The organism is Streptomyces finlayi (assembly GCF_014216315.1).
Classification (GTDB): domain Bacteria; phylum Actinomycetota; class Actinomycetes; order Streptomycetales; family Streptomycetaceae; genus Streptomyces; species Streptomyces finlayi_A.
Window position 1 is genome coordinate 2569457 of record NZ_CP045702.1, and the last position, 12557, is coordinate 2582013.

At 69.1% G+C, this 12557-nt stretch carries 9 protein-coding genes and 2 pseudogenes; 4 read left to right on the forward strand and 7 right to left on the reverse strand.

From position 1 onward, the window contains the following. Positions 1-64: 64 nt before the first annotated feature. A complete protein-coding gene (locus F0344_RS11545) occupies positions 65-775 on the forward strand; it encodes a PspA/IM30 family protein (RefSeq protein WP_185298695.1) in 711 nt (236 codons plus the stop codon). 85 nt (positions 776-860) lie between these two features. Here the strand turns inward: F0344_RS11545 and F0344_RS11550 are convergent, their stop codons facing one another. Beyond that, complete coding sequence (locus tag F0344_RS11550; protein ID WP_185302633.1) at positions 861-3425, reverse strand: SpoIIE family protein phosphatase; 2565 nt, start codon at positions 3423-3425, stop codon at positions 861-863. Between the two features lie 263 nt (positions 3426-3688). Between F0344_RS11550 and F0344_RS11555 the strand changes: the two genes are divergently transcribed. Further along, positions 3689-4867 (forward strand): IS701 family transposase, encoded by a 1179-nt coding sequence (locus F0344_RS11555; RefSeq protein ID WP_374940082.1) that lies wholly within the window; start codon positions 3689-3691, stop codon positions 4865-4867. 142 nt (positions 4868-5009) lie between these two features. On the opposite strand, the gene F0344_RS11560 is transcribed toward F0344_RS11555, so the two are convergent. From F0344_RS11560 to F0344_RS11580, 5 genes and pseudogenes are all read right to left on the reverse strand, one after another. Next, a complete protein-coding gene (locus tag F0344_RS11560) occupies positions 5010-5465 on the reverse strand; it encodes an ATP-binding protein (RefSeq protein ID WP_185302635.1) in 456 nt (151 codons plus the stop codon). Positions 5466-5653: 188 nt separating this feature from the next. Further along, positions 5654-6058 (reverse strand): (deoxy)nucleoside triphosphate pyrophosphohydrolase, encoded by a 405-nt coding sequence (locus F0344_RS11565; protein WP_185298696.1) that lies wholly within the window; start codon positions 6056-6058, stop codon positions 5654-5656. Between the two features lie 101 nt (positions 6059-6159). Continuing rightward, positions 6160-6360, reverse strand: coding sequence for an SPOR domain-containing protein (locus tag F0344_RS11570; protein ID WP_185298697.1), 201 nt, complete (start codon positions 6358-6360; stop codon positions 6160-6162). A gap of 218 nt (positions 6361-6578) precedes the next feature. Next, positions 6579-7436 (reverse strand): annotated as a pseudogene (locus F0344_RS11575) (hypothetical protein); the annotation flags it as partial. A 210-nt stretch (positions 7437-7646) separates the two neighbouring features. Beyond that, the gene (locus F0344_RS11580; protein WP_185298698.1) at positions 7647-8399 is read right to left on the reverse strand and encodes a GntR family transcriptional regulator; all 753 of its coding nucleotides are present in this window, start codon (positions 8397-8399) and stop codon (positions 7647-7649) included. Positions 8400-8652: 253 nt separating this feature from the next. Here F0344_RS11580 and F0344_RS11585 point away from each other — a divergent pair. Then, a pseudogene (locus F0344_RS11585) lies at positions 8653-9487 on the forward strand (glycoside hydrolase family 18 protein); the annotation flags it as partial. A gap of 176 nt (positions 9488-9663) precedes the next feature. Here the strand turns inward: F0344_RS11585 and F0344_RS11590 are convergent. Beyond that, positions 9664-11238 carry a S8 family peptidase gene (locus F0344_RS11590; RefSeq protein ID WP_185298699.1) on the reverse strand — a complete coding sequence of 525 codons (1575 nt, stop codon included), beginning with the start codon at positions 11236-11238 and terminating at the stop codon, positions 9664-9666. Between the two features lie 217 nt (positions 11239-11455). On the opposite strand from F0344_RS11590, the gene F0344_RS11595 reads away from it, so the two are divergent. Then, positions 11456-12556, forward strand: coding sequence for a threonine synthase (locus F0344_RS11595; RefSeq protein ID WP_258049863.1), 1101 nt, complete (start codon positions 11456-11458; stop codon positions 12554-12556). The last annotated feature ends 1 nt before the right edge of the window (position 12557 follow it).

Consider the following 12557-nt stretch of genomic DNA (forward strand, 5'->3'; position numbering starts at 1 on the left):
CGTCAGCCCTCCGGACCGTCAATCCTCCATGCCGTCAGTCGTTATTCACCCAAGGAGAGGTGCCATGACCAAGCAGACCATCCTCGGCCGCGTCACTCAGCTGGCGAAGGCCAACATCAACGCTCTGCTGGACCAGGCGGAGGATCCGCAGAAGATGCTGGACCAGCTGATCCGTGACTACACGAGCAATATCGCTGAGGCCGAGCAGGCGGTCGCCTCCACCATCGGCAACCTCCGGCTGATGGAGCAGGACCACCGGGAGGATGTCGACGCGGCCAGGGAGTGGGGGCAGAAAGCTCTCTCCGCCAGCAAGAAGGCCGACGAACTGCGCGGTGCGGGCTCGGCCGCCGAGGCGGACAAGTTCGACAACCTGGCGAAGGTCGCGCTGGGGCGCCAGCTCCAGGCGGAGGAGGAAGCGACGACCGCGGAGCCGACGATCGCGTCCCAGACCGCTGTGGTCGACAAGCTCAAGTCCGGACTCGACCAGATGAAGACCAAGCTGACGGAGCTGAAGTCCAAGCGTGACGAGCTGGTGGCGCGCGCCAAGTCCGCGCAGGCCCAGAACCAGATGATGGACGCGGTGAAGAGCATCGACGTCCTCGACCCGACGAGCGAGCTCAGCCGGTTCGAGGACAAGGTACGGAGGGAAGAGGCAAGAGCCGTGGGCAAGCAGGAGCTCGCCGCCTCGTCACTGGACGCCCAGTTCGAGCAACTGGAGAGCCTGGGCGACAGCGCCGAGATCGAAGCCCGCCTGGCCTCACTGAAGACGGCATGACGCCATAACGCCCTTACGCACACCGAATCGCTGACGTATCTGAGGGGGACTCAGCACATGCTCAGTGCATGGATCAGTGCATGGATCAGTACATGCTCAGCAGCTGCTCGACCGAGAGTTCAGCCGCTGGCGCTCCATCAGGCAGCGCCAGTTCGAACCAGACCGTCTTGCCCCGCGGTGTCCGCCGCGATCCCCACGCCGCGCTCAGCAGCCCGACCAGTTGCAGCCCGCGCCCGCCCTCGTCCGTGTCACGAGCCCTTCGTCGCCGTGGCTGGACGAGGCCCGCGTCCCATACCTCGCACACGAGCGTTCGGTCACGCAGCAGCCTGAGCCGGATCTCGCCCTCGCCGTACCGCAGCCCATTGGTGACGAGTTCACTGACGAGCAGTTCGGTGGTGTCCACCAGGTCGCCCAGGCCCCAGGTGATCAACTGCGTGCGGGCCAGTTCGCGGGCACGGCCGACGGAGCGCAGTTCGCGCGGCAGGGTCCAGTCGCCTATCGCGTCCGCCGGCAGTCCCTGGATGCGGGCCATCAGCAGGGCTATGTCGTCCTCGCCATGGCGGGTGTCCAATGTCGTCAGCACCTGATCGCAGACATCCTCCAGCGGCCGGACCGGTGACGTGAGGGCCTCGCGCAGCGCCTCCAGGCCCTCGTCGAGCGGGTGGTCGCGGGATTCGACGAGGCCGTCCGTGTAGAGGGCGAGGAGGGCGCCCTCCCTGAGCTCCACCTCGACCTCCTCGAAGGGTTCTCCGCCGACGCCGAGCGGCATTCCCGGCGGGACGTCGAGCAGCAGAGCCGGCTGGCCCGGTTCGACCACGACAGGAGGGAGGTGACCGGCGTTGGCGAACGTGCACCGGCGGGTGACCGGGTCGTAGACCGCGTACACACAGGTCGCCAGGTAGACCTCGGAGAGATCCGCCTCGCGGGACTTGTGGGCGGCCCGCGAGGGCCACTGGGATCCGCCGCCACCGCCGCGGAAGCCGTCGCTCCGGTCGCCGCCCGGAGTGCCGAGGCCGCGGGCGACCTCGTCCAGGGCGGACAGCACCTCCGCGGGTTCCAGGTCGAGCAGGGCCAGCGTCCGCACGGCGGTGCGCAGCTCCCCCATGGCGACGGCAGCCCGCAGACCACGGCCCATGACGTCACCGACGACGAGGGCGGTGCGGTGGCCGGGGAGCTCGATCACGTCGAACCAGTCGCCGCCGACCTCGGTGGCTGTATTGCCCGGCAGATAGCGACAGGCGATGTCGAGCCCTGCGGCCACGGGGTCGCCTGGAGGGAGGAGGCTGCGCTGGAGGATCAGGGCGCGTTCGTGCTCGCGGCGGTACAGGCGCGCGTTGTCGATACAGACGGCGGCCCGGGCGGCCAGCTCGGTGGCCAGTGCGCGGTCCCGTTCGCCGAAGGATTCGCTGCCCTTCGTCCGGGAGAACTGCACGAGGCCGACGACCGTGTCATGGGCGACCATCGGCACGGCGAGCGTGGAGTGGACGAAGGTGCTGTCGTCGCCGGGGACGTCCTCGACAAGTCCGGTGCGCAGTGCGACGGCACAGGGCGAGTGGAACGGATAGCGGTGAACCGAGCCCATCGCCGGCGGGCCGGTGGGCCCGTCGGGTGCGGCGCCCTCCGGATCGGTCGCGGGCATCGCGTCGGATACGGCGCTGGCCATGGCGACCCGGCGTAGCTCGGCCGAGCCGCCGGACTCCTGGTCGCGCGAGCCCCAGCTGCCGGGCGGCGCCTCTTCGCCCGTGAGCAGGCCCTGGTACAGATCGACGGAAGCGAGGTCACAGAAACCAGGGACGGCCACATCGAGAAGTTCGCGAGCGGTGGTCTCCAGGTCCAGGGAGTTACCGATGCGTGCGCCGGCCTCGTTGAGGAGGGCGAGGTTGCGGCGGGCGCTGGCAGCCTCACGGGCTGCCATGTGCCGGCGGGTGACGTCGGTGGCCAGTCCCGCGACGCCGACGGGCCGCCCGGCCCCGCTGTGCACCCGGTAGAGGTTCATCGACCAGTGGCGGCTGTCGCCCGTACCGGGCGCGCTCCCCACCAGCTGGAGGTCGGTCACGGATTCTCCGGTCTCCAGTACCCGCTTCAGGGTCCTGGACAACCGGTCGGCCTCGCGGCCGGAAAGGTAGTCGTCGACCGTGCGTCCGCGATGGTCGTCGGCTTCCCCACCGAAGACGGTGGCGAACCGCTGGTTGGCCCGGACAACCGTGAAGTCCATACCGAACAGCACAAAACCGAAAGGAGATTGGCCAAATATGGCTTGTGACGCCGCAAGGTCCGTTTCGATCAGACGCAGGGCGCGGACGTCGACCACGATACAGAGCGCGGCGCGCTCCCCGTTCGCCGTCTCGCTCGGCATGACATAGATCTCGGCGACGCCGTGGGCGCCGCCCTCGCCCGGCATCCGGAAGGGGACGAAGCCCGTCCACTCCTTGCCGTCGAGGATCTCCGAGACCCTCCGGCGGCCTTCGTCCCGGAGCTCAGCAGGCATGAAGGCCTCAACGGGGTCCCTGCCGACCACCTCGTGAGAGGCCATGCCGAACAGACCGGCGGCACGCCGACTCCACTGCTCGATCAGCCCGTCGGGCCCGATCGAGAAGGAGGCGATCCTGACGTAGTCATAGATCGAGCCAGGTGGGCTGCTCTGCCACACGATGTCGCCCGCTGTCCCAGGTATCTCGCTCACGCGACCGTCCCCTCCAGCTCACACACCGGACCGGTCCTGCCCGCAGTATTCAGCACTACGGCCCGTACCGACACGGCGTTCACGATCACAGCAAGGTCTCAGTCCCTTTCAGCCAGGTTGTGCCCGACCTCTGGTGATCGCTGTGCGTCCCACCCCACTCCTAATACTGCAACCGCATCTGCCGTGACTGGTGCTGGATTGGCTCGTTGTTCCGACTGTGCGATGAATCGTTGACGGTTGAGCAGGTCGAGTCGTGGTCCGAGGGGATAGCCGGGTTCCATGCTCGGTTCGCCCACCGTTTTGGCAGGTCGGAGCCCCGCGAGCGGGCGTCGGACTACCTGAACGGGTTGCTCGCGCCGCTTGAGAAGAAGAACGGGTGGACGCTGTCGGAGCAGGTCGGGCAGTTGCGCCCCGACGGCGTCCAGCGCCTGCTCAACCACTCCGACTGGGACGAGAACGCGGTCCGCGACGATGTGCGGGACTTCGTCGTGGAGACCATCGGTGCCAAGGATGCGGTGCTGATCGGCGACGACACCGGCTTCCTGAAGAAGGGCACCAAGTCCGCCGGTGTCCAGCGTCAGTACACCGGCACAGCCGGCCGCACGGAGAACAGCCAGATCGGAACCTTCCTGGCCTACGCCTCCGCCAGGGGGCGGGCGTTGATCGACCGCGAGCTCTACATCCCCGTCTCCTGGACGGATGACCGTGACCGCTGCCGCGCGGCCGGGATCGACGACGAGGTCCCCTTTGCGACCAAGAACGAGCACTTCAAGTGGATGCTGCAACGCGCCATCGACGCGGGTGTCCCATTCGCGTGGGTCACCGCTGACGAGGCATACGGGCAGGTCAAGCACCTGCGAGTGTGGCTGGAGGAACGTCGGGTCGCGCATGTGCTGGCCACGAAGGTCAACGACACCGTGATCACCGCGCAGGGGGCGGACGCGCGGGTGGACCAGCTGGTGGCCGCGCTGCCCCGCCAGCGGTGGAAACGGATCTCCGGCGGGGCCGGCGCGCACGGTGAGCGGATCTACGACTGGGCGCGTGTCGCGATCCGCCCGTCCTGGGAAAACGGCTTCGGGCACTGGGTGCTGGCCCGACGCAGCGTCAGCGACCCGAGCGAGATCGCCTACTACGTCTGTTACGGCCCGGTCGCCTCCCGACTGAAAGACCTGGTCAAAGTGGCTGCCGCGAGGTGGGCGGTGGAGGAGTGCTTCCAGACCGCGAAGGGAGAGTGCGGCCTGGACCACTACCAGGTACGGCTCTACCGGGCCTGGTACCGCCACATCACCCTGGCGATGGCCGCCCTTGCCTACCTGACCGCCATCCGCGCCACAGAAGCCACAAAAGGGGCACTCTCGACGACGAGCAAGACCTCATACCCCTCAGCGTCCCGGAGATCCGCCGACTGATGGGCCACGTCGTCGTCACGCGCCACTGCCACAACAACGAGCACCATCTGCACTGGTCACGCTTCCGACGACGCAGCCAGGCCCGTGCCCGCCGCTCCCACTACAAACGCCGAGGCCACATTCTCCAGATGCGGTTGCAGTACTAACCAGGGAGAGCCAGCTCGAACCACACCGCCTTGCCACTCTTTCCTCGCCGGATCCCCCAGCGTCGAGCGGAACAAGCCACCAGCTGAAGTCCGCGCCCCCCTTCGTCGTCCGGTCCCGCGCTGCGTTCGGTGGGCGCATCCGGAAGCGGATCCGAGACTTCCACCAGCAGTCCGGGCGGGGCGGGCGATCCGGGCGGAGAGGAACCGTCGGCCTCGATCCCCCCGTCGGAGCGTGGTCTCACCAGGCGTACGCCGATGGGCCCGGAGGCGTAGCGCAGTGAATTGGTCACCAATTCACTGACGAGCAGTTCGGTCACATCGGCGAGCGGTCCGTCGATCCCCCAGGAGCGCAACGCGTCACGAACCGCGTGCCGGGCACCGCGCACGGAGCCCGGGACCGCCGGAAATGTCCAGGCGGCACAGTCGTCGCCGGTGTCGATCACGCCAATCACTTCCCAAGACCAGCAACAGGACGCCTCCCCCGGAAAGGGGATAAACAGCACATACCCGCCATTGGTTGCGGACTACCGCCCGAGCGGCGCATAGGGCGTACGGGTGTACGCCGGCACACGGCACGCCGCCGGTATGCCGCGTGTGCGCATGCGTGCGCCCGCGCCGTGCATGCGGCATGTGCGCGTGCTCAGCGGTGGATGGCACCTCGCAGCCGGCGCGCCGCTTCGGCGACCGCGGGCCGGTCCTGGTCCAGCCAGTCGACGTCGTCCACCTCGTCGGGAGCGAGCCACCGCAGCGCGTCGTGGTCCTGGAGGGTGCGGGGATCGCCGGACACCAGGGCAACCGTCCATACCTGAAGCACATATCCGGGCTTCAGGGGCCATTCGCCGGGAATGCGCTCCAGCGGCCGCGACTCCACACCGAGTTCTTCGCGGAGTTCCCGGACGAGCGCCTGTTCACCGCTCTCCCCCGGCTCCACCTTGCCGCCGGGCAGCTCCCAGCGACCGGCCAGCTCGGGAGGGGAGCTGCGGCGGGCGGCCAGCAGCCGTCCTTGGTCGAAGACGGCGCCGGCCACCACCACTGAAGCGTTCATACGCGGGAGCGTAACCGCCCGAGACCCGGCCCGGACCAGCCCCGGACCCGGCCGGGAGATGACGGGTTGTCCGCCGACCGGCCGGAGAACCGGCCCGTCCGCTACGGCCTGGCGCTCTCCCCCACGCGCTCGACCCAGTACAGCTGCTTGTGTCCGCGGCTGTCGAGGCCGTCCGCGATCTTCTGGGCCTCGTCCTGCGTGGCATACCTGCCGACGCGGTAGCGATTGCCGTTGTCGTCCTGCCGTATCACCAGCCAAGGGAGCACGGCACCGCTGTCGCTCATCGTGTCCCGCCCGAGCATGTTGCCCCTCTCCCCACCGGAGTGCACATCTCTAAGGATCCCCAGGAAACCGCAGTACGCATATGCCCGAGCCTACGCCTGACCTTTACTCAGCGGATGCGTCTTTACACAAAGAGATACGCATCCAGCCATACGTGCGGGGCGCACCCTTCCGGATGCGCCCCCCGAATTCCCGACGCGCCCGTTTCGGCGGCTTGTGGATGGCAATGGCCTCCCGTTCAGGGCGCCCTGTGCACCGCTGACATCGGCAGGAGCACGGCTCCGGCCGACGGCTCCTTGCGGCACACGTCCCCGCACTCCGCGTCCAGTGAGCAGCACAACGAGCAGATCGGCCCCGACCGGAGCGGGCAGTCCGCGATGTCCGGCAGCTCGTACGCGGTCTCGCACACCGCACACAGATGGGTCGCGGTGATGTCGGAGACGTCGGCGTCCGGCCCGTTCGACGGGTTCGGGCGCGCCAGGGGTACCTGCCCTGGTCGCCCACGCGATCAAGGGGCAGAGCGTGAGCGTCAGGCCGGCCGCGATGAAGGTCGAGAACGCTCCGGCGTACTCCCCGAAAAGCCCGAAGAACGCCAGGACAGAGATGGTCGAGGCGATCACCATCGCCCGGCACCCCGCCGGGTTCACGGCATACAGAGAGGCCCGCTTGAATTCGATGTACGGCGGGCTGAGCCCGATCCGCTTGTTCAGGGCGCGAGCATATGCATCTCCGTCAGCGCGATCGCGATCGCGAGGTTGAGGAAGATGTACCAGACAGGGCCCGGGTGCTTGTGGGTCATCCGGGAAAAGGAGTTCGACCAGGACAGCAGCCGCTGTAGGCGTTGGTCACATCGATCTTCACCTGCGAAACGATGACGAAAACCGCGGCGGCCGGAAGGGCGAAGGAGCCCAGCCATGGCTTCAGGGCCTCGATCTGCGGCGCGTCGGCTCCGGGGCGTGCGTCTTGCCGACCGCCTCCAGCGCGACGAAGGCGAGCAGTGCCCCGCCGAGCTGCTTCGCCGCTCCGATGATCACCCAGGCAGGCCCGCCGCGAGAACGGCCAGATTCCACCGCCTCCTGTTGGCCTCCGTCCTGGCGTACCGGCGTCACGAGCGGCGGACAAGCCGTTCATATATCGGGCAGCCGGCAGGAACGTTCCGCCAATGGGCCGACCGGGCTCACTCGAACCGACCCACGGCAGGGCAACCGTCACGTCACCGACCCACGGCCAGGTTCACCGTCACCGACGGACAAAGGCCACCAGCACCGACCGTCTGCCGGCGTCAACAGAACGCCCATGGCCGGGCTCACTTGACCGGCAGATGGTAGGCGATCCGATAGCGGTCGGCCGGCACCACGACATCCGCCGTCTCGACGGCCCGGCCCGAGGCGTAGTACGTCCGCTCGACCACCATCACCACATGACCGGGTACACCGCCGAGCGCCAGGAGCTCCTCCGCCAGCCCCGGCCTCGCGCCGACGTCCTCGGCCACGTTGTCCACGACGACATCGATGGCCGCCATCCGGTCCACCACCCCGCAGCCGCCCAGCGGTCCCTCCTCGGGCAGCATCACCGGCGTACGCCCCGTGACCGCCAGCGGTTCCCAGGAGGTGGAGAGCATCATCGGCTCGCCCGCTTCCCGGAACACGTATCTCGTACGCATCACCCGGTCGCCCGGTTCGATGCCGAGCCGTTCGGCGATCTCCGCACTCGCCTCCTCCTGCTCGCTGCGGGACTCCCAGGTGCCTCGCGCCCCTTCCGCCGTCTGTTCCTGGCGAAAGGGGTTGGCGCCGCCGCCCGTCCGGTAGCCGGAGCGGGCGATCCGGCGCGGGACGGGGCGCTCGCGCACATAGGTGCCGGAGCCGGAGCGCCCTTCGACCAGCCCCTCGGCCATGAGCACTTTGCGCGCCTCCAGGGCGACGGTGTCCGAGACTCCGTATTCCTCGCGAATACGGGCCTGCGACGGCAGGCGGGTACGGGGCGGAAGAGCGCCGTTGACGATCTTCTCTCTGAGATCGCTCGCAACGCGCAGATAGGCGGGCTGCTCACCGAAAGTCACAGGCCACTCCCAAAAGGTTGACAGACTGCGACAGCGTGGCAACCGTCGGTTGTGAACCGCAAGCGCTGGCCAAAGTTTCACTCGAAGTGATGATTCAGGGCCGGTCAACGCATATCTCGAACATCAGCACCACAGCAGTCCCAGCCATTTCCTGCCCCGCCGACCCCCTCGCAACTCCCCTACCCTTGACCCTATTTGGTCCAGACCAACATCTTCCTGTGCGGCACGGCTCCCACCCCCCGACCGCCCAGCCGTCAAGGACCTGGACACCAGCGGCGCCGCCGCCAAGCTCACGCACATCAACTACGCCTTCGGCAACGTCAACGCCGACGGCAGGTGCTTCACCGGCAACGTTCCCGGAGAGGCCGACTCCTGGGCGGACTACGCCCGTCCGCTGGATGCCGCCGGATCCGTGGACGGGGTCGCCGACACCGCCACCCAGCCGCTCGCGGGTCGACGGTGTGGACCTGGACTGGGAGTGGCCCGTCCGGCCGGAGACACGGACACGGTCCACCGCCCCGAGGAAAAGCGGAACTTCACCGCGCTGGTGCGCGAGTTCCGTACCCAGCTCGACGAGTACGCCAGGGGTACGACTTCCACGTCTCCGGCGAGAAGAACACCGCGCAGCAGTCCGCCCTGTACGCGAAGGGCGACTTCAGCGTCGACCAGACCGTCCGCGACTGGATCAGGCGTGGCGCGCCCGCCCGCAAGCTCGTGGTCGGTATGCCGTTCTACGGACAGGGCTGGACCGGTGTCACGGGCGCGGTGACGGGCGCGGTGACGGGCTCGGACAGCCCGCCGCCGCTCCCGCACCGGCCACCTGGGCAGCCGGGTACGAGGACCACAAGGCCCTCAAGAAGCCGCCCGACTCGGGCGCGTACACGGTCCACCGGGATGCCCGGAACGGCCATGCCTGGCTGTTCGACGGCACCACCCTGTGGACGTACGACGACCCGCAGGTGCTGCGCGCCAAGACCGCCTACATCCGCGACCGCGGTCTCGGCGGTGCGATGTTCTGGTCACTGGACAGGGACACGGACGACGGTGAGCTGATGAGCGCCGTCGACCGCTGCCTCAGCGGACGCTGAGGCGCGACACGGACACTGCGCGAACGGGACGCTGAGGCGACACGGACGCGAGGCGGCACCGGTGCGAGGCGGCACCGGTGCGAGGCGGCACCGGTGCCGAGCGAACGCCGTGCGGGGCGGCTGCCGGTGGCAGCCGCCCCGCACTCGTTCAGCAGGACTCCGGAACAGTCAGCTCGTCAGAACTGCATGGCCCAGGAGTTGAGGCGTCCCGTGTCGGCCGACGCGTTGTCGCTGACCCGGAGCTTCCAGGTGCCGTTGGCGGCCTCCGACGACGCGTTCACCGAGTAGGTGGTGTTCACGTTGTCGGCGCTGCCGCCCGTGCCGTACGCCTTCAGGGTGTAGACCGACCCGTCGGGCGCGACCAGGTCGATCTTCAGGTCGCCGATGTACGTGTGCGTGATGTTGACCGGGACACTCAGCGCGGCCGGCGCGTTACCGGCGACACCGGTGACGGTGACCGGGGCCTCCACCGTGGAGTGGTCCGCGATGGCGTAGCCGGTCGTGTTCTCGAACTTCGGTCCGGGCGGCGTGACCGTGCCGCTGCCGACGTTCAGCAGGCGGTTCGGGGAGCCGGTGCCCGGGTTGGTCACCACGCCGGTCGAGGACGCCGCGACCAGGCCGGCCGAGACCTGCGCCGGGGTCTGGCCCGGGTTGGCCGCCAGGTAGAGGGCGGCGGCACCGGCCACGTGCGGGCTCGCCATCGACGTGCCGGAGATGGTGTTGGTGGCGGTGTCGCCCGTGTTCCACGTCGACTTGATCGAGGAGCCCGGGGCGAACAGGTCCACAACCGTGCCGTAGTTGGAGAAGCTGGAGCGGGCGTCGGTGCTCGTGGTGGAACCGACGGTGATGGCCTCGGCGACGCGCGCCGGGGACTTGGTGGAGGCGTTGGTCGACTCGTTGCCCGCCGCGACGGCATAGGTGATGCCGGAGGCGATGGAGTTGCGGACGGCCGTGTCGAGCACGCTGTCCGCCCCGCCGCCGAGGCTCATGTTGGCGACGGCCGGCTTGACGGCGTTGGCCGTCACCCAGTCGATACCGGCGACGACGCCCGCGGTGGTGCCGGATCCGGCGTTGTCGAGGACGCGGACGCCGACGATCTTCGCCTTCTTGGCGACGCCGTACGCCGTACCGGCGACGGTGCCCGCGACGTGGGTGCCGTGGCCGTGGCCGTCCTGCGCGGTGTTGTCGTTGTCGACGGCGTCGAAGCCGTACGAGGCCCGGCCGCCGAAGTCGCTGTGGGTGATCCGCACACCGGTGTCGATGATGTACGCCGTGACACCCTGGCCCGCGGTGTCCGGGTAGGTGTAGCTCTGGTTCAGCGGCAGAGCCTTCTGGTCGATCCGGTCCAGGCCCCACGAGGGCGGCGAGGGCTGGGTGGCCGAGATCGTGAAGGTGCGGTTCTGGGCGACGGACTCGACGGCCGGGTCGGCCGCGAACTTCTTCGCCTGCGCGGCCGAGAGTTCGACGGCGTAGCCGTTGAGCGCGGCGCTGTAGGTCTTCTTGATCTTGGCGCCGTACTCCTTGGCGAGGGCCTTGCCGGACGCGGAGTCCGCGTCGGCCGCCGATTCGTCGAGGGTGACGATGTAGCTGCCGCTGATGGCGCCCGGGGCTCCGGCGTTCTCGATCCGGCCTTCCGGCGCGGACTCCGAGGCGGTGGCGGGGAAGGCCGCCGCGGTGGTGAGTGCCATGGCGGCACCGGCTATGACGCTCGCCGCGGCCAGTCTTCGACGCGTGTAGGGGGTGTGACGCATGTGAGGGGTCCTCCTCATCGGCGGTGCCCTGCGGGGGATATGCAGCATGAGCATGACAATCCCCCCTCGCAACGCCACACTGCGCGCGCTGTTCCGGGGATCGGCACGACCTGCTGCCGACGAAAGATTGACTCATCCATAGGAATCGCACAAGAGTGCCTTGGCAATCGCCGTGCACCTGACATTCACCCGCCGGCCCCCTGCCATGCTGGTCGCCATGACCACCTACCTCTGTCCGCAGGACGGCACCCGGGCCGATACGACCTCGCTGACCTGGCGTTGTCCGGAATGCGGCGGCCCCTGGGACCTCGACTTCCGGATCAGCGAACCCCTCTCTCCCAACTCCCTGGCGGGCCGCGTCAATTCACTGTGGCGTTACGAAGAAGTGCTGCCGCTCTCCGCCCCGGCGACCACACTCGGTGAGGGCCGCACCCCGCTCGTCCCCCTCACGGACACGGTCTCGGCCAAGCTCGACTTCCTCATGCCGACGCTCTCGTTCAAGGACCGCGGCGCCGTGATGCTCGCCGAGCTGGCCCGGCGGCTGAATCCCGACCGTGTGGTCGCCGACAGCAGCGGGAACGCGGGCACCGCCGTCGCCGCCTACTGCGCCCGGGCCGGGCTGCCCTGCACGGTGTACGTCCCCGAGGGGACCTCCCCGAAGAAGACCGAGCAGATCCGGGCCCACGGCGCTCAGCTGCACATCGTCCCCGGCGACCGCGAGGCCACCGCGCTTGCCGCCCGCAGCGCCGCGGACGCCCCCGGCACCTTCTACGCCTCGCACGTCTTCAACCCGTACTTCCTGCACGGCACGAAGACCTATGTGTACGAGATGTGGGAGGACCTCGGCGGGCAACTGCCGGACGCGATCGCCGTCCCCGTCGGCAACGGAACGCTCCTGCTCGGCGCGGCCCTCGCCACGCGGGAACTGCTCGCCCAGGGGCTGATCGAGCGGCGCCCGGCCCTCATCGCCGTGCAGGCGGAGGCCGTCGCGCCGCTGGCCGCCGCCTTCCGGGCGGGGGCCGACGACCTCCTCGACGGCGCGGGCGACGGCCCCGCCGCCCCCACGCTCGCCGAAGGCATCGCCATCCCCCGCCCGCCGCGCGCCCGCCAGATCCTGGCGGCCGTACGCGCATCGGGCGGCACCTTCCTCACCGTGCCGGAGGACCGCATCCGCAGCGCACAGCTGGACCTGGCCGCCCGCGGCCTCTACGTCGAGACGACCGGAGTCGCCTGCTGGGCGGCCGTGGGCGACTGGACCGACCGCAGCGTGGTCGTTCCGCTGTGCGGCGCCGGACTCAAGACCGGTCCGGCCTCCTGAC